The following is a 15,122-nucleotide window of genomic DNA, read 5'->3' as shown; positions in this document are numbered from 1 at the left end:
GTCCCGTGTTTTTGGGCGCACGGGTACCCCTTTGGCGTGGCGGTCCACGACCAATTCGGCTGGTGGGGTGGGGAGATGGGGCCGGCCGGTTCAGGTCACGGCCGGCTCCGGGTCAGGCTGCGGCCCTCTGCGCTGACGGTCGAGCCCGAGATGACTCGTCCCAGTCGACGTCCCAGTCGATCCCAAGGGCCTCCAGCAACGCTGCGCTCGCACCCGTGAGTGTGCCGTCCGCTCGCCGCTGTCGTTGGACCTGCAACCAGCAGCCCAGGTAGCACGGGTAGCGCTGTGGAACGTCCGCTCTGAAGTGGAGCGGGACGCGTAGATCGCCGTGGTCCTTGAAGTACTTCACTGCGAGCTCCGCCGTCTCCATCCAATCCGCAGCCGCCTCGGAACGGCTGGGTCCGGCCACTACCCAGCCGACCCCGAGTTCGTTGAGAGCGGCGGCTTGTTCAGGCGCCAGGTCACCTCGATTCGCGTCCCGTCGCTGGTCATTGAGCCAGCTAGACAGAGACTGGTCAAAGACACCCTCCCTGACCGGGTTCTCAAACTCACGCGGGATGTCGACATGCCCGAACGTCGCATGGAATGCCGCTACTCGTTCAAGGTATTGACGCCACCAGGGCGGAAGCCAGTCGAACCCCATGGCAGCGATGGCCGTTCCTTCCTCGGGGCCGAGTTCTCCCCAGTGGCGTCGGCGGCAGACGTCCTCCAGCCACTTGACGATGTCCACCTCGTTGCCATGGATGTCTGTTGCGATCACGCGGCCAGGCAGGTTGGCGCATCCGTGCTCTGCCAGCCACGCCGCAACCGCTTCTCTGGCCGCCCGCTGCTTGACTTCCCGGGCGGCCTCCATCTCGGCCTGCCGAACGGCCAGAGGCACCCAGTCGAAGCCACAGCCGTTGAGGGCAGCAATCCGTTCCTGGCTCAACGTGGCATCGGCGTAAGCGTCTTGCTGCTCCTCCACCCACTTCCAGTAACGCCTGCCCATCATGGCGAAGCCCTCAGTGCCCCTCTCGGACCCAGCGAAGAACTCATACATCCGCCACCAGGCGGCGGTCTCCGCATCCCACTCGAAGCCCAAGGCATCAAGAGCAGCCACTCGCTCGAACGGCAGGATCCCCTTCAGGCGATCCGAACGCTGGCGGGCGATCCACCTCTTCAAGAAGGAGCCGTCGGCAAGCTTGGCCCCGGCGGGGACGTTGAGGTGACCGGCCTCGTCGTGGAACGCTTTCAGCGCGGCGTAGCCGTCCAGCCAGGGTGCCGTTGTGTGGTCGATGAGCGCGACAGCAATCTGCCGAAGGATCTCAGGGTCGGCGCACGGACCCGCGATGGCGATCCTGTCGGGCAGTCCATCCTGCTGCGAATCGTCGGCCTCCTGGGCTTCAGGTTCGCGCACCGCGGAAGTGCGCAGCTGGTCGAGTTCGGCGCCAAGGTCGTTGTCGAGGTCTCGCAACGCCCGGATGACCGTCCACGCCGGCTCGTAGTCGGTGCCGTCCAGGACGTTCGAAGGAAGGTCGCCGTCGGGCGCTTCGGGGAGCATCATCGGCAGGATGAACTTGGCGACGCCGCGGCCGCCAGGACTTCGTCGCAGAGCCCGGCCGGCCGACTGGATGATGTCGACCTCGGACCGCTTGGGGCAGGCGAAGAGAACCGCATCCACCGACGGCACGTCCACGCCTTCACCCAGGCAGCGAGCGTTCGACACCACGACCAGCCGACCGTCCGACGGTGCCGCCAACTCGGCCAGGATCGGGGCGCGCTGCTCGCTGCTCATCGAGCCGTCCACATGGAGCGCCGTGACCATGTCGGGGTCGTAGCCCAACATCGCCGCCACCTGACGGAGCTGCGCGGTGAACACTTTGGACCCGCGGATCGAGTCGCAGAACGCGATCGCCCTGCCCACGCCCTGCTCCTGCCAGGAGCGAAGGAGGGCAACCTGCGCCACCACCGTGTTGCGGGCCTCGCCGGCATCGGTGTCTCGTGCCTCGTCAAGCAGTTCCAGGATCCGGCGGACCCTCTCACTCTCGACGACCGTCACCAGGGCCCGGTAGTCGTCCAGGTGTCCGTCGGCGATCGCCTTCGGGAACGCATACTCGTACGCGACCTCACCGAACAGCGCCGAGTCGTCCATGCTCAGCGCGCCGCTGCTCGTGACGCGCTCGGTGAACAGGCGCGGCGTGGCGGTCATGTAGACCCGCCGCGTTGCGGGGAGCCACCCTGGGTCCGAGACGAGGCTCCGCAGGGATGCGGCCGGGTTGCCGGCCAAGTGGTGCGCCTCGTCGCACACAAGGACGTCCAGCGGCCGCCCTGCTGCTTGAACGCCTCGCGCCAGCACTGCCACGGAGGCGTATGTACTGACGATCAGGAGTATCCCGGACGCAGGTAGGGCACGAAGCCGATGCTCGAGCACGGCGGGGTCCGTGGTCACCTGCGCGTCGAGGTCCGCGACACGAGCTGACTCGTCGCACTGGCCGATGGTGCGGTCGGAGCAGACCGCGAGGCACTGGACGGGGCCGAGTTCGGCGTCCCGGCGCCAGCCGTCGACGAACTGCTTCACGAGCGCCAGAGACGGCGTCACGACGGCTACGACACCCGGCTGCTGGCCCCGCTGTCGCACAGCCTCCAGAAGGGCCTCCGCGGCCCGCTGAGCAGTCAGTGACTTTCCGGTGCCACAGGCCATTCGCAGCTGCCGGACGCCACCGCCAGCAAGGGCGGTGGCGACCGACGCCACGGCCGCACGCTGGTAGTCACGGAGTTGCGGGGCCACCGTCCGGACGACTGTGCTCACGAGGGTCTCCTCGAATGGGGTTGCTAGTCATAATGCCGCCTTATGACTCCGAATGCGCGGACAGCGGGAGCGTGGTGGGGATGGCAAGCGAACAGCCAGCCTCACATACTCAGTTCGGCTCGTCACTGGTGGGCGGCACGGGGCCGGTCCCCGGGCCGACACGCCGGGAGCTAACCGAACTCAGCCGCCGACGGATCGTGCGAAGTCTTCGCCAGCCTGCTCGACGTAGCCGCACAGCCAGTCACAGCCGCCCTCTCTGCCGAAGCCCTCGCGGTGCAGCACCTCGTGCAGCTCCCCCGCAGTCGACCAGTCGACGTCGGCTGGCCCACTCCTCGGCGAGTAGCTGCAGCCGCGGAACATGCGCTGCGCCAGGTACGTCACCGGGTTCTCGTGGGCGTCACGGCGGGCGGCGTGCCCGTGCAGCCAGCGGGCGAACGTCATCGGCAGGGCCACGGCGGGCTTCCGCCCCGAGCCACCGCACTGGGTGTGCCAGACGACACCGCCGTCGGTGATCGTGCCGACGATCGGCCCGTCAGGGTCGTACGGCTGCTCATGCCGGTACAGGGTGCCGTTGTTGCGGATCCGGATGGTTTCCTCGCAGACCGGGCACAAGCCGGTCGTGGTGATCGTGGCGGTCATGCGGTCACTCCTCGGGGTCATGGGTGGCGGGCAGGCGCGGGATCGGGTCGCCGGGCCGGCCGCATCCTGCGGGCCACGCCCCGACCGGACGGCCGTCCTCGCGCGACTGCGGCGGGGCGGTCCTTGGGACTTCGTCATCGGTCTTCGAACCGGGGCGCTGGATAAGGCTTCGTACGAAGGTGCTCAAATCGCCCTGCTGCGCCATCTGGTGGATGTCGTCGGGGGTGAACTCACTGGCCATGGATGCACACTCCGATCACTGAGGGTGGCTAGCTGTCGTGCGGCAGGTCGCAGGCATGGGCCAGATGTCCCTTGAAGGCCACTGTGGCGGTCCCCGTTGTGCCCATGCGGTTCTTCGCGACAATCAGGTCGAGTTCACCGGCTCGCGGGGAGGTCTTCTCGTAGTAGTCCTCCCGATGCAGCAAGATCACTACGTTGGCGTTTTGCTCGATCCCGCCGCTTTCGCGCAGGTCAGACATCATCGGGACCTTGTCCGGACGCTGCGACACCTGCCGGTTCAGCTGCGCCGCGGCAACAACCACGATCTCGAACTCCTGCGCCAGCTCCTTCAACCCGACCGCGATGGAGTCGACCTGTGTCGTGCGGTTCGCCCCAGCCTCGGCCTCGGCCTTCGCGATCTGCAGGTAGTCGACGACGTACAGGTCCGGCAGTTCGCCAACCGCCTGCATCTGCCGCAGCCTGGTCTTCATCCGTGACACCGGCACCCGTGGCGAGTCGTCGATCCGCAGCTGCTTGGCGTGGATCCGCTGGATCGCCATGGCGACCCGGTGCATCTCGTCGTCGTCCAAGCAGCGGGCCCGGAAGCGCTTCAGGTTGACCTTGGCCTCGGCGCAGATGATCCGCTGCCCGATCTGGGTGTGCGGCATCTCCATGCTGCCAACCAGGGTCCGGCCGTCGTTGGCGATCGACACACACCGCGCCCAGTCGGTCATCACTGTGGTCTTGCCCATGCCCGGGGAGGCCGCGACGACGACCAGGTCGGTCTTCTCGACCGGCGCCAGTTCGGCCAGGTCCGCGTACGGGATCGGCAGTGATCCGTCTCCGGGGTTGAAGTACATGGCCATGGTGTTGTCCAAAACCTCGTGCAGGGGCTTCTCGCGGCTGACCGCGGTCGTGCTGGACGTCGCGGTGAGCTTCTGCAGCAGGCCCGCGGCATGGTCGAGGACCTCTTCCGCATCGCCGCCTGCTGAGGCGTAGCCGGCTTGCACGAGGCTCGTGCCGGTGTCGACGATGGCGCGCAGGGTGGCCTGTGCCTTGACGATGTCGGCGTAGTAGCCGGCGCTTGCCGCGGTCGGCGCCGAGTTGCTGCAGGTGAACAGGTAGTTGACGCCGCCGACTCGGACCAGGTCGTTCGCGTCGAGGGCGTTCTGGACGGTGAACGGGTCGGCGGGCTCACCGCGCTGGTACAGGCCGACGATGGTGCGGTGCAGCAGCTGGTGGGCGCCGCGGTAGTAGTCCTCGGCGGTGAGGATGTCGACGACTTCGGTGATGGCGTCCTTGGAGAGGAGCATGGCGCCGATGACGGCCTGCTCGGCGGGGATGTTCTGCGGGGAAACGCGTTCGATGGACTGGGCGACGGCGTCGGCGGGTTCGGTGTCGAACAGGGTCACTGGCTAAGTCCTTGGTCAGGCCGCGATGGGCGCGGCGTCGGGATGGCAGTCCGGGCAGAGGCCGCCGGCCGGGCTCTTGCGGAGCCGGGGATTGAAGCGGGCGGCCGGGTTGGCGTCCTCGCAGCGGGTGCAGGGTTCCAGCAGTGCGAGCCCGGCGGGCTGGGCAGCGGCTCCGGTCTGCTCGGCCCGCCACACGGCGGCGAGGTCGGAGAGGTCTCCGGCGGCACTGACGGTCCGCCACCAGCCGGGACCGCGGGGGTTGTGGGTGCGGGTGAGCCAGTCGATGAACGCCGGCTCGTCGGCTTCTGGAACAACGCCGGCCGCACGGACGGCACGGTGGGCAGCAGTCGTCGGGGTTGCTTGTGGTCGCGCAGCGATTGTCTCTCTCTCGTCGCTGGGTGCGGCGGGAGGCTGCTGGGGGTCGGGTTCAGACGGGTCGGACGGGGAGGAGAGAGATTGAAGAGGAGGAGATAGAGGAGTAGGACCCCCTCTGTAGGGGGGTCTTTCCGCCGATTGCCCCCCGTTCTTGGGGGGTCTTTCCTCTTGATTGACCCCCGCTCCTGGGGGGTCTTTCCGTTCTCCCTTGACGACGTACCCACCGAAAGCCCCCCTCTGCAGGGGGGTCTTTCGCCAGTCCTGGATGACGCACGGCGCAAACAGCGATGCGATGCGATACCGAACCGCTTGACCGCGGAATCCGCCGGACACCGGTTCGATCAGACCGCGCTTCAGCAGGATCGACCGCATCGCCTCCCACTTCTTCGCCGTCATCCGGATCCGGCGCAGGATCTCCGGATGCTCGGGCCCGTGCCAGGTCTCCCGGGTGGCATCGTTGGCGTCCCTGGCGAGCACGGTCAGGCACCAGCGTTGGGCTGGCGTCACGTCGTCCGGGCACCAGTCCATGACCTCTTCGACCAGCTTGATCCCCATCAACTCACCGCCGTGGGCGGCATGTCAGGGGTGTTGGGGTACACGTCGGCTCCAGCTGGGCGCAGGGGTGGTGTGTGCGGGCCGCCCGCGAAGCGCAGGCGGCCCGGGGGCCTATCGGCCGAGGATGTTGCCGAGCACGTTGCGGGCGTGCTGCTGGCCGGGCGGGTCGGTGACGACGTCGAACGCGTCGCCCAGCGACCGGTACTCGACGTGCGCGGGGACACCGCCCTGGGTGTACTCGCGGGCCTCGCTGGTGGCGTTGGCGGGCGCGTCGGGGTTGTTGCCGGGGTAGCTGTTGACGACCATCACTCCCCCAGCCCGCTGGTGCCGGCGAGGGTTCGCTGGATGCGCAGGCCGAGCAGCCAGTCGCCGTAGCGGTCGAGGCGGTGGCGGGCGGCGGCGCGGTCGAGGAGGAGCTGGGAGAGGTTGAGGCGCGGCGGCTTGGCGCGCATGGCGAGGCCGATCGCAGCGTTCTCGGTGGGGCGCGGGGCGGTCGTGTTCACCGGTTCACCTCGTGGAGGCGCTGGGCGGCGGCGAGGTGCGCGGCCTGGATCTGTAGGCGGTTCGCGAAGTCGCGCAGGCCCGCGGCGAGCTGGTCAACCTCGGCCAACGTGAGGTCGCCGTCGAAGCCGGAGATGCCGACCGAGAGGCGGGGTGCGGCGAAGTCGGTGCCCGCGTAGGAGTACAGGCGGGCGGACGCCAGCGACTGGATGGCTTCGTCCGGGCGGATCGCGGCGACCTCGTTGTCGGGTCCCCAGTGCTCGTCATGGGGGCCCTGTTCAACGCACTGGGTGTTGAGATGCGGGCACGAACCGGCGGGGGTGGTGGTGCTTCGGGCAGCCAGAGCTGTCATGATGGGCTCATCTCTGCTGTGAGTGCCTCGGTTACCAGGCCAGCTGGCACTCATGACGAGTCATCGGCCCCGCTTCTGCGGGGCCGTTCCCGTTTCTAGGGACAACCTGACCGTACAAGGTTTCTTGATAAGTTGCAATGTTCTGGAGGAATGGGCCACACTGGCTCGACATGACGGCACCAGGACCGGAGGACCCCGTGAAGAAAGATCTCCCCGATCGACCCACCGCGCTCTACCGGTTCTACGACGCGGACGACGCCCTGCTGTACGTCGGCATCACTCACGACTTACGAACACGCTGGTCAACGCACCGCTACTACCAGCCCTGGTGGCATCTCGTCGCGCGCAAGACCTACGAGTGGTACGAAGACAGGTCGCTGGCCGGAGCTGCCGAGAAGGCGGCCGTCGAGCATGAGAAGCCACGTTTCGACGCCTCGCACCTAAGCCGCGCTCACAGGGTCGACGGCGATCGCTATGAAGATCCACGGAAGGCCAAGATCGCAAAGCTGTTCCGCGCCGACATCGACAGCGGCGCGTTCCCCCGTGGTCGCATGCTTCCATTCCCAACCATCCTGGCAGCCAAGTACCAGACGTCACCGGCGACCATGTCCGCCCTGATGTGGGATCTCTGTGAGCGCCGTGTACTTGAGGGGCACGGTCGCAGATGCTGGCCAGCTGGCAGTCGACTGAAGTAGGCGTGCATAGGCGCCCGCCGCGAAATGCGGCGGGCGCCATCGTCGTTGGCCGGGCCTACTCGGCGGGGGCTCGCAGGAACCAGCTCAGGCGTGGATCCTCGCCGCGCTCCTTGGCCTCCTGCTGTGCCTTGCGGTACCGCGCGACCAGCTCCGCGTACTCGGGGCTGGTCCACTCGTCCTCTGCCGGCATCAGGGCTCCACTCGGTTGTCGGGACTGTTCAGCCATGGATGCTGGCCGTCGCGATCGACGGTCAGGCCGAACCGGTCGATGCCCGGCCGGCCAGCGGCCTGCCACCAGTCGTGGGCTGCCTCCATCTCGTCCCAGAGCCGCCGCGGTCCGGACTGCCACACCGTGGACCGCTCCACCTCGTCCTGGAACACGACGGCGGCCCACGACTTGTCCGCGAGCCCGTACAACCACACCACCCGCTCGTCACCGCGCCGGTCCGTGACGTGAGTGAGGCCTGCGAGGCGCAGGCCAGCAACGAACGGAAACGCCTTCCACGGCCCGAACGGCGGCCGCGCAGCGGTTGTGCTGACGGAGGCGTCGCCGGGGAAGTCGACAGGATGCTGCGGCGGCGTGAGGCGCTGCGAGCGCATCTTCATGAACTCCACCGGGCGCAGGAACGGGCCCGCCAGGGTGCCATCCTGGGCTGCGGTCAGACGCACCAGGGCGTCGCCGTTCTCGAAGTGCGTGCCCCACGGGGCGAGGATGACACCGCCCGGTTGGAGCTGCTCGATCCAAGCGTGCGGAATGTGCCGCATGCCGCAGGTGGCGATGATCCGATCGTAGGGCGCCCCGGCCGGGTGACCGGCAGAGCCGTCGCCTGTAATCACGGTGGGGTGGAGGCCTGCGGCGGCCAGGTGCTCGCGGGCTGCCTCGGCGACAGCAGGGTCCACTTCAATGGTCGTCACCGCGTTGTCGCCGAGCCGGTGCGCAAGCAGGCCGGCGTTCCATCCGGTGCCGGTGCCGATCTCCAGCACGCGCATGCCTGGGCTCGCGTCGAGGTCTTCGAGCATGCCGGCGACGATGGACGGCATGCTCGCCGAGCTGGTCGGCACCGTGCCCGCCTGGGCGTCGGAGTTCCGGCCGTCGTCCCACTGGGTGACGAGCGGGATGTCCGCCGCGGCGGCCTCACCCCAAGCGTCGGGATCTGCCCGGCGGTCAACGGGCTCGCTGGCGCCGGTAAACATGTCGTGCGCCCACATCAGGTCGGGCAGGAACAGGGCCCGGGGGAGCGCGTCCATCGCGGCGGCCCACGGCCCGGATACGGGGAAGGACCGCCCCGTAGTGCCGGGGCGGTCCTGATCGGTGGCGGTCACTTGCGGTGGCCCCCGTCGCCGGGGGGCGGCCCACCGTCGGGCTGTGGCTCCGGGTTCGGCACGGGCCACGGCTGGCCGGGTAGCTTGTCGCCGCCACCGTCCGCGTTGATCGTCTCGGGCATTGCTGCTCCTCTTCGAGGGTCTGCGTCAGCCCTACTCAATCGCGCGCGGCTGGCCGGCGCTAGAGCGCACCGGCGCACCGAGGGGCGCGCGTCAGCCCGCCGCAGCACGGGCGGCCCTCTACGGACCGACCAGGATGTTGACGACCCGGATCTGCTCTTCGCCGATCCGGTAGGAGAGCGTCATCCCCGGGACGGCGTCATCCCCAGGCACCACGATGATGCGTCCCGACAGGTCGTCACCGGCCGTGTACGGCAGACCGATCTCCGAGTCCCGCTGGAGGCTGCGAAGTGTGTGCAGCAGCTTCTTGCGCTGCTCCGGAGTCATGGCGATGGCCGCTACCCGCGCTGCGTCGTCGAGGAAAATGTCGGGCAGGTCAGACACTGACGTCCTCCCACTCGGGGAAGATCTCGGCGATCGGCGTGCCGGGCCGGTCGAACGCGGTGCGCAGCGCCTCCCCGATCTCCGGGACGGTGCGCAGGTGGAGCAGGTGCTGCCAGCCCTTGAGGTACTGGCGGATCTCGTGCAGGGGCACGTCGTCGATCTCCCGGTTGAAGCGGGCCAGGTCCGTCCCGGTGAGGACCGCGCGGAACTCGCGGATCGTCTGAGGGCTGTGGCTGTCCGGTGAGCCGTAGTGCTCGATCGGCTGTGCGGTCATGGATGGCGTCCGTTCGCTGCGGCGATGGCGGTTGGCTCCCTGTCGGGATGTGCTCACGCTACCGGGTAGCAAAGCGCGCGAGGTCGCTTTGGGTCAGCCGAGGAGCCGGACCTTCGCCTTCGGCAACTCCGCCAGGCCGCCCTTGTAGACCACCTTGTACTCGGCGAGGGGGGCGGCCCCGGCGTCGGCGGGCTGGGACTTCTTGAAGAGGGCCATCGTGCTGCTCCTGCTGTCGGGGACGGGCAGGAGCAGCCTCGCAGCAGAGACTGACGGGCGATCAGGGAGTTGCCAAGCTGTTACTCCGCCAGCATCAGAACTCGTACTCGACTGCGTAAAGGTGGCTGGCCTTCACCATCTCCGTTACTTCAATGACCCGGTCGTTGTTGCTGTAGACCACGCGCAGGGTGCGCAGCACGGGAAGCTTGCCCGGCATCTTGAGGGCCTTGACGTGCTCCGGGGTCGGCAGGATGGCCATCACCTTGTCAACGCAGCGGACGGGTGGGTAGCCCATGTCTGCCAGCAGGCGCGGGGTGCCACCCTTGATCTTCTTCTTCTCGGCGATCTGCGTGCCCCGGGCGATCTCGACCGGATAGTAGGACTTCACGAGCTCCGCAGGCTCATCATTCATCGAAAGCATCTGGACTCGCAGGATCGCCACACCGCCCGCACCCAGCCCCATCGCCGCAGCCGCGTCTGCCGGCGGCCCTACCTCCGCCACCTCCAGCAGCGTGCTACTCGCGCGATCACCCTGCTTTGCCGCCTCGTCGAGCCAGCGGTAGGTCTGGCCCGGCGCAGCCGGCTCCTTGTACCTGGCGGGCGTAAGCGTCCGCTGCCGGGGCGGCTGAACAAAGATGCCGCTCCCGCGCTGGCTGCGGACTAGCCCCTCCTCGGCGAGCATGTCGTTGGCGTTCTTGATGGTCTGCGGTGCGATCCCGTACATCTCAACCAGCCGCGGCGTGGACAGCAGTTTGCTTCCGGGCGGGGAGTCGCCAGTCAGAATGCCGTACCGCAGGTAGTTAGCGACGAGCTCGTGCTGAGCCCAGCTGCTCTCATTGGCTCCCAGGCGGTCCAGCGCTTCCGCTTTCGCCTGCCTCGCCTGCGCCTTGGCGTCGTCTTCGTCAGTCATGTGTCAGCCGATCTTGGCGATGTAGTGGAGGGTGCGCCCGCGTGCAGGCATCGTCATGGTGGTGACCTCGAACGGCTCGTCGTCGGCGTTGACTACAAGTCGGCAGACATCGAGGACCCACTCGTTGTCGTCTAGTGCGAGCGCTGTCCGCTCCCCGTCGCTGGGCTCGCGCGCCATCACTTCCTCGTGCCGGGCGTGTCCGACGTAGCCGAGTTCGGCGAGCAGGGTGACGGCGCCGCCACGGATCTTCCGGGGCTCGGCTAGGGCGGTACCTCGTGCGATGTGGGCTGGGTAATAGGAGTCGGTCAGCTCTGTTGCTTTGCCGTCGAGAGAGATGATCCGACGGCGCACGACAACTGGGGTGCCACCTGATATGCGCAGCGCGCGAGCCACGCGGGCAGGTGGGACGACCTCACCCACTTCGGTGAGCTGCTGCTCCCCCCTGTGCCCGTGCTGCTGTGCTTCCTGTTGCCAGGCGCCGGGTTCTCCTGTGGCAACCGGACGGAGATACGGCTCTGCGTCCTCCGCCCAGTGTTCCCTGCTCAAGAGCTACTCCCCTGTGCGAATCATGATCGAACGACCTTGTTGCCTTTCACGGTAGGGCACAAGGTTCGCTCGTGGATAGCGAGAGAACCTTGCAACCTTTCAAGAGAAGCTATACAGTCGAGTCGTCCCCATCCGAGACGACTCGATTGGAGAGCTCACAGATGCTCCCGGAGAGCCCCCCTGTACTGACCGTGAGAGAGGTGGCAACAGCTCTCCGGGTCAGCGTTCCGACCGTCTACCGCTGGGTGAAGGACGGCGAGCTCGAAGCCATCCGCCACGGGAAGCAGTGGTCCCGTGGCCAGGCCGGCCGAGGCGGAGCGATTCGCATCCCAGTTGCCGTGGTCGCCGCGAAGCTGCAAGCCATCTACGACTTGGGTGAGGTGGCGTGATGGCCGAGCCCGCTGAGCAACCGCCTACCGACCCGCTCGCCGCCGCTCAGTCCGCGGCCGCTGCGCTCACCGACTTCACTCTCACCGGCGAGCAGCGCGCCGACGCCGTCGCCGAGATCAAGGAGCACCTGCGGCAGGCCGACGAGGCCCCGCGGTGAGCGTCGACCGGGCCCGCACGATGGGCCTCACCGCCCGGGAAATCGCCGAAGCCCTCACCGACACCCCGCTCGACGAACCCGTTGACTACCCGCACCCCTCCGCACCCCGCTTCGGCTGGGGGGCGCCCGACATCGGCGCCTGGGCCACCCGCGACATCTACGGCCGGCCCGCCGCCTGGAACGCGTTCGGCGAAAACCTCAAGGAGCAGCAGTGACCACCACCTGGCCCGACGGCGTCATCGCCCGCTACCTGACCGTCGGCGGCGCCACCGTCGACATCGAGGACATCGACCCCGACCGTGTCACGGCCTGGTGTTTCAGCCCGTGCGGATCCACTCGCACGTTCCTCGGCCCGCACCTCTACGAGCAGGACCAGCCGATCCGCGACGCGAAAGCGTGGTCCCAAGCCCACGCCGAAACCTGCCGCGCCCGGCCCAGGCCGAACGGAGCCCAGCGGTGAACGCCCCGGTCGGCAGCCCCTGCCAGGCATGCGGTAACCCCACGGGCCCGCAGGATCCGCCCGCCCGCTTCGACGGATTCCTGATCCACGCCCGCCACCTCACCGACCCGCACAGCGGCTTCTACGGAGGCACGCCCGACACCGAGGAACCCCAGTGAACGCCAGCAACACGCCCGCTGAGCCGCCGCCCGCCCCGGTACTGATCCACCTCGACTGGCTGGAGACCGGAACCCCCGGCGGCAACCCCCCGAAGCCCGAAACCCCGCAGGAGCAGCAGTGAGTGTCTCCCCCGAGGCCTGGCAGGACGCGCCCGACGGGCTCTGGACGGACGAGGCCGAGGCGACCGAGGCCGACTGCTACACCGAGCAGCTCGCCGACCAGATCCTCGCCGAACTCGCCCAGTGAGCGCCCTTCATCGCCATGCCGAGGACAACCTGTCCGTCGCCACCGCGCCCTCGGCAGGCCCGCACCCCACGACCACGACCACGACGACCCGCAAGTCCAGCGCAACGCCGAAGACCTGATCCGGATCCTCGGCTACCTAGCCGATCGCCAACCTGTCAGCCGATAGACATCGAAAGGGAACTGTCATGCCCATGTTCGGAATCGGCGACGAAGTCACCGTGATCGACACCGAAGGACAGCCCACCAAGACTCTCGGCCGCACCGGCCGAGTTGTCGACACCGCCGGAGACGAACTCGTCGCCGTCGCCGGCATCGACCACAAGGTCACCGAATGGCTCCTCGGCGAGCGCGCCTACCGCCCCGACCAGCTCAAGAAGGTCTGACCGGTGAACCTCGACCAGCGACTCGACCGGGCCCTCGACGGCTACAACCGCGACGTCGTCAACCCGCAGCAGTAACTGCGCCCCGGGGCGGCCGCCCATCCGACCAAGAACGCCGGCCTCCCCAGGCCCCCCATACCCTCACAAGCCGATAGAAATCCGACAAGACAAGGGAACCCACGATGGCCGCCACTGCCACCCCCGCCGACTTCCCGATCCTCCTCCAAATGGTTGCAGCTGATCGCCGCGGCTACGTGGCCGACAGCTTCCTGGAGCAGGCCACGACGTACGGCACCCCCGCCGAGAAGGCCCTGATCCGTCGGCACGCCATCCCCAGCCACTCGCTCAGCGGCCGAATCGAGGCCGTGATCGAGGCCCTTGCCCGGGAGCTCGGCGTCGAGATCCCGGAGCTCACGCCCCGCAGCTAGCACTACCCCGGGGCGGCCGCCAGGTCGCCAAACTCACCGACCTCCCCGGGCAACCCTGCCACCCGCATCGAGCAGAAGGGCCACCGCCAGTATGAACATCGCCACCCACCTCATCCGCAAGGGCGCCAGCCGCATCATCGCCGACCGCGAGGTCAAGCGGATCCGCGCCGAGCACGACGAGTTCGTCCGCAACGCGCAGATCGGCGTCACCTACTACACGATCAAGCCGTACTGCCAGTACGACGAGCAGCCCGGCCGCCCCGTCCACGTCACCTACACGTTCACCGCCCACGGCCGAGGCATCCGCGCCGGGCAGCTCATCACCGACAGCGGCAGCGGCTCCTGGGCGATCTGGTACCAGAACGGGCCCCTCACCACCACCCGGCTACCCACCGCGGTCGACCACCGGGACGCCGACGACCGGGCATTCGGCGGTGCCGCAGCCGCCGCCCAGCAGCGAGTCACCGCCGCTGTCGAAGCGGAGATGCGGCGCCTCTACCCGGCTTCCGTCGACCAGCTCATCGCGGCCTGACATGGGCCCGCACCGGGACCGTCCGATCTACGTCGTCACCGCCTCTCACCCCGACGGCAGCCCCTACCACGACTACCTGTGCACCAAGATCACCGGCGGGCCCTATCCCTGCACCGGATGCGGCCGGTCCGCCTACGGCGACAACGACCGCGACCAGAAACTCGCCAACATCCGCGCCAACGGCCTCACCCCCCACTGGCGCGTGGCCCCGGAGAACTGACGTGCACCGGATCGGCTACTACGCCATCGCCCTCGGCGTGCTGATCGCCGCCACCGAAGCCATCACCCGGCCGACCATCACGACCCGGAGCTGACATGGACCCCCGAGAGACAGCCGACGCCTACCGCCGTGCCCGCCGCGCCGGAGACGACGACCTGTGCAAGCAGATCGTCGGCGAGGTGACCGCCCGGTTCGCCACCCGAACGACCGACGGAACTGAACTCGCTGCGCTCTACCGGGCCAACCGCGACACCCCGCTCGCTCAGCCCAATGCCTGATCGCCGTACGGCGCCTCCACTGACAGGGAGTCCACACATGAGGCACTTCAGCTACCACGCCACCGTCCGCGACTTCCACGGACGTGTCCTGTTCCAGGTCGGCAATCCCGGCATTCCCGTCTCCAACGACCAGGCCACCGACGAGCAGATCCGCCAAGAGATCAAGCGCATCCTCATCGAAGGCCAGCAGTGGGAGATCAACCTCACCCGCGTCAGCTGAGCAACTGATCGCCGTACGGCGCCGCACAGCCCCGCCATCAACCCCAAAGGACCACCCCATGCCCACCTTGTCGCTGACCCGCGACGGAGCCGACACCCCGGTCCCGCTCGGCGACTACGCCGGCACCCTCATCACCGAACTGCACGACACCATCGGAGCTGGCGTCAGCGTCAGGCAGATCACCACCCAGGTCACGGCCCCCCACACCCTGGGCTCACTTGCCGCCGGACTCACCACCCTGCTCCACGTGCCCGGCGCCGTAGTCGACCTCGCCATCACCTCCAGGTAGCAAGCCTGAGCACCGGCCGGCGCCGCACAGCCCCTGCTCTGTGCGGCAGCCGCA

31 protein-coding genes are annotated in these 15,122 nt (G+C 68.2%); 15 read left to right on the top strand and 16 right to left on the bottom strand.

Annotation, left to right across the window (positions count from 1 at the left end; translation table 11 throughout):
• Window positions 1-112 precede the first annotated feature (112 nt).
• The 8 genes from OG455_RS36555 to OG455_RS36520 form a co-directional block, all read right to left on the bottom strand.
• Window positions 113-2,788 carry a DEAD/DEAH box helicase gene (locus tag OG455_RS36555; protein ID WP_266300580.1) on the bottom strand — a complete coding sequence of 892 codons (2,676 nt, stop codon included), beginning with the start codon at window positions 2,786-2,788 and terminating at the stop codon, window positions 113-115.
• A gap of 180 nt (window positions 2,789-2,968) precedes the next feature.
• Window positions 2,969-3,427: a hypothetical protein gene (locus tag OG455_RS36550; RefSeq protein WP_266300579.1), complete on the bottom strand. Its 459-nt coding sequence runs from the start codon at window positions 3,425-3,427 to the stop codon at window positions 2,969-2,971.
• Between the two features lie 4 nt (window positions 3,428-3,431).
• Window positions 3,432-3,668, bottom strand: coding sequence for a hypothetical protein (locus OG455_RS36545; RefSeq protein WP_266300578.1), 237 nt, complete (start codon window positions 3,666-3,668; stop codon window positions 3,432-3,434).
• Window positions 3,669-3,696: 28 nt separating this feature from the next.
• The gene (locus OG455_RS36540) at window positions 3,697-5,058 is read right to left on the bottom strand and encodes a replicative DNA helicase (RefSeq protein WP_266300577.1); all 1,362 of its coding nucleotides are present in this window, start codon (window positions 5,056-5,058) and stop codon (window positions 3,697-3,699) included.
• Window positions 5,059-5,073: 15 nt separating this feature from the next.
• The gene (locus OG455_RS36535; RefSeq protein WP_266300576.1) at window positions 5,074-5,988 is read right to left on the bottom strand and encodes a hypothetical protein; all 915 of its coding nucleotides are present in this window, start codon (window positions 5,986-5,988) and stop codon (window positions 5,074-5,076) included.
• Between the two features lie 111 nt (window positions 5,989-6,099).
• A complete protein-coding gene (locus OG455_RS36530; RefSeq protein WP_266300575.1) occupies window positions 6,100-6,294 on the bottom strand; it encodes a hypothetical protein in 195 nt (64 codons plus the stop codon).
• Entirely contained in the window at window positions 6,294-6,491 is a 198-nt protein-coding gene (locus OG455_RS36525; RefSeq protein ID WP_266300574.1) for a hypothetical protein, read from the bottom strand. Before OG455_RS36525 ends, OG455_RS36530 begins: the two co-directional genes overlap by 1 nt.
• Window positions 6,488-6,841: a hypothetical protein gene (locus OG455_RS36520; protein WP_266300573.1), complete on the bottom strand. Its 354-nt coding sequence runs from the start codon at window positions 6,839-6,841 to the stop codon at window positions 6,488-6,490. The genes OG455_RS36525 and OG455_RS36520 overlap by 4 nt, the downstream gene beginning before the upstream one ends.
• A 197-nt stretch (window positions 6,842-7,038) precedes the next feature.
• Between OG455_RS36520 and OG455_RS36515 the strand changes: the two genes are divergently transcribed.
• The gene (locus OG455_RS36515) at window positions 7,039-7,536 is read left to right on the top strand and encodes a GIY-YIG nuclease family protein (RefSeq protein WP_266300572.1); all 498 of its coding nucleotides are present in this window, start codon (window positions 7,039-7,041) and stop codon (window positions 7,534-7,536) included.
• 55 nt (window positions 7,537-7,591) lie between these two features.
• On the opposite strand, the gene OG455_RS36510 is transcribed toward OG455_RS36515, so the two are convergent.
• The 8 genes from OG455_RS36510 to OG455_RS36475 form a co-directional block, all read right to left on the bottom strand.
• Window positions 7,592-7,726 carry a hypothetical protein gene (locus tag OG455_RS36510; protein WP_266300571.1) on the bottom strand — a complete coding sequence of 45 codons (135 nt, stop codon included), beginning with the start codon at window positions 7,724-7,726 and terminating at the stop codon, window positions 7,592-7,594.
• Complete coding sequence (locus OG455_RS36505) at window positions 7,726-8,859, bottom strand: methyltransferase domain-containing protein (RefSeq protein ID WP_266300570.1); 1,134 nt, start codon at window positions 8,857-8,859, stop codon at window positions 7,726-7,728. The genes OG455_RS36510 and OG455_RS36505 overlap by 1 nt, the downstream gene beginning before the upstream one ends.
• Entirely contained in the window at window positions 8,856-8,981 is a 126-nt protein-coding gene (locus tag OG455_RS36500; RefSeq protein ID WP_266300569.1) for a hypothetical protein, read from the bottom strand. The genes OG455_RS36505 and OG455_RS36500 overlap by 4 nt, the downstream gene beginning before the upstream one ends.
• A gap of 118 nt (window positions 8,982-9,099) precedes the next feature.
• The gene (locus tag OG455_RS36495; RefSeq protein ID WP_266300568.1) at window positions 9,100-9,363 is read right to left on the bottom strand and encodes a hypothetical protein; all 264 of its coding nucleotides are present in this window, start codon (window positions 9,361-9,363) and stop codon (window positions 9,100-9,102) included.
• A complete protein-coding gene (locus OG455_RS36490; RefSeq protein WP_266300567.1) occupies window positions 9,356-9,637 on the bottom strand; it encodes a hypothetical protein in 282 nt (93 codons plus the stop codon). The genes OG455_RS36495 and OG455_RS36490 overlap by 8 nt, the downstream gene beginning before the upstream one ends.
• A gap of 93 nt (window positions 9,638-9,730) precedes the next feature.
• Complete coding sequence (locus tag OG455_RS36485; protein WP_266300566.1) at window positions 9,731-9,853, bottom strand: hypothetical protein; 123 nt, start codon at window positions 9,851-9,853, stop codon at window positions 9,731-9,733.
• A gap of 94 nt (window positions 9,854-9,947) precedes the next feature.
• Window positions 9,948-10,763, bottom strand: coding sequence for a GntR family transcriptional regulator (locus tag OG455_RS36480; RefSeq protein WP_266300565.1), 816 nt, complete (start codon window positions 10,761-10,763; stop codon window positions 9,948-9,950).
• 3 nt (window positions 10,764-10,766) lie between these two features.
• Window positions 10,767-11,309: a UTRA domain-containing protein gene (locus OG455_RS36475; protein WP_266300564.1), complete on the bottom strand. Its 543-nt coding sequence runs from the start codon at window positions 11,307-11,309 to the stop codon at window positions 10,767-10,769.
• Window positions 11,310-11,380: 71 nt separating this feature from the next.
• On the opposite strand from OG455_RS36475, the gene OG455_RS36470 reads away from it, so the two are divergent.
• From OG455_RS36470 to OG455_RS36405, 14 genes are all read left to right on the top strand, one after another.
• The gene (locus OG455_RS36470) at window positions 11,381-11,698 is read left to right on the top strand and encodes a helix-turn-helix domain-containing protein (RefSeq protein ID WP_266300563.1); all 318 of its coding nucleotides are present in this window, start codon (window positions 11,381-11,383) and stop codon (window positions 11,696-11,698) included.
• The gene (locus tag OG455_RS36465) at window positions 11,698-11,856 is read left to right on the top strand and encodes a hypothetical protein (RefSeq protein ID WP_266300562.1); all 159 of its coding nucleotides are present in this window, start codon (window positions 11,698-11,700) and stop codon (window positions 11,854-11,856) included. The genes OG455_RS36470 and OG455_RS36465 overlap by 1 nt, the downstream gene beginning before the upstream one ends.
• A complete protein-coding gene (locus OG455_RS36460) occupies window positions 11,853-12,071 on the top strand; it encodes a hypothetical protein (protein WP_266300561.1) in 219 nt (72 codons plus the stop codon). The genes OG455_RS36465 and OG455_RS36460 overlap by 4 nt, the downstream gene beginning before the upstream one ends.
• Window positions 12,068-12,316 (top strand): hypothetical protein, encoded by a 249-nt coding sequence (locus OG455_RS36455; RefSeq protein ID WP_266300560.1) that lies wholly within the window; start codon window positions 12,068-12,070, stop codon window positions 12,314-12,316. The genes OG455_RS36460 and OG455_RS36455 overlap by 4 nt, the downstream gene beginning before the upstream one ends.
• Window positions 12,313-12,474 (top strand): hypothetical protein, encoded by a 162-nt coding sequence (locus OG455_RS36450; RefSeq protein WP_266300559.1) that lies wholly within the window; start codon window positions 12,313-12,315, stop codon window positions 12,472-12,474. Before OG455_RS36455 ends, OG455_RS36450 begins: the two co-directional genes overlap by 4 nt.
• On the top strand, window positions 12,471-12,596 hold the full coding sequence (locus tag OG455_RS36445; protein ID WP_266300558.1) for a hypothetical protein: 126 nt from the start codon (window positions 12,471-12,473) through the stop codon (window positions 12,594-12,596). The genes OG455_RS36450 and OG455_RS36445 overlap by 4 nt, the downstream gene beginning before the upstream one ends.
• A complete protein-coding gene (locus OG455_RS36440) occupies window positions 12,593-12,721 on the top strand; it encodes a hypothetical protein (protein ID WP_266300557.1) in 129 nt (42 codons plus the stop codon). The genes OG455_RS36445 and OG455_RS36440 overlap by 4 nt, the downstream gene beginning before the upstream one ends.
• A 185-nt stretch (window positions 12,722-12,906) precedes the next feature.
• On the top strand, window positions 12,907-13,104 hold the full coding sequence (locus tag OG455_RS36435) for a hypothetical protein (protein ID WP_266300556.1): 198 nt from the start codon (window positions 12,907-12,909) through the stop codon (window positions 13,102-13,104).
• Between the two features lie 179 nt (window positions 13,105-13,283).
• A complete protein-coding gene (locus tag OG455_RS36430; protein ID WP_266300555.1) occupies window positions 13,284-13,529 on the top strand; it encodes a hypothetical protein in 246 nt (81 codons plus the stop codon).
• Between the two features lie 91 nt (window positions 13,530-13,620).
• Window positions 13,621-14,061, top strand: a complete 441-nt coding sequence (locus OG455_RS36425; RefSeq protein WP_266300554.1) for a hypothetical protein — start codon at window positions 13,621-13,623, stop codon at window positions 14,059-14,061.
• Between the two features lies 1 nt (window position 14,062).
• Window positions 14,063-14,281, top strand: coding sequence for a hypothetical protein (locus OG455_RS36420; RefSeq protein WP_266300553.1), 219 nt, complete (start codon window positions 14,063-14,065; stop codon window positions 14,279-14,281).
• 95 nt (window positions 14,282-14,376) lie between these two features.
• A complete protein-coding gene (locus OG455_RS36415) occupies window positions 14,377-14,559 on the top strand; it encodes a hypothetical protein (protein WP_266300552.1) in 183 nt (60 codons plus the stop codon).
• A 37-nt stretch (window positions 14,560-14,596) separates the two neighbouring features.
• Entirely contained in the window at window positions 14,597-14,779 is a 183-nt protein-coding gene (locus OG455_RS36410; protein ID WP_266300551.1) for a hypothetical protein, read from the top strand.
• 58 nt (window positions 14,780-14,837) lie between these two features.
• Window positions 14,838-15,068, top strand: coding sequence for a hypothetical protein (locus OG455_RS36405; RefSeq protein ID WP_266300550.1), 231 nt, complete (start codon window positions 14,838-14,840; stop codon window positions 15,066-15,068).
• The last annotated feature ends 54 nt before the right edge of the window (window positions 15,069-15,122 follow it).

Source organism: Kitasatospora sp. NBC_01287, assembly GCF_026340565.1.
Classification (GTDB): Bacteria; Actinomycetota; Actinomycetes; order Streptomycetales; family Streptomycetaceae; genus Kitasatospora.
The sequence above is the reverse complement of the archived record's forward strand: the minus strand, read 5'-3'. Positions and strand labels throughout refer to the sequence as shown.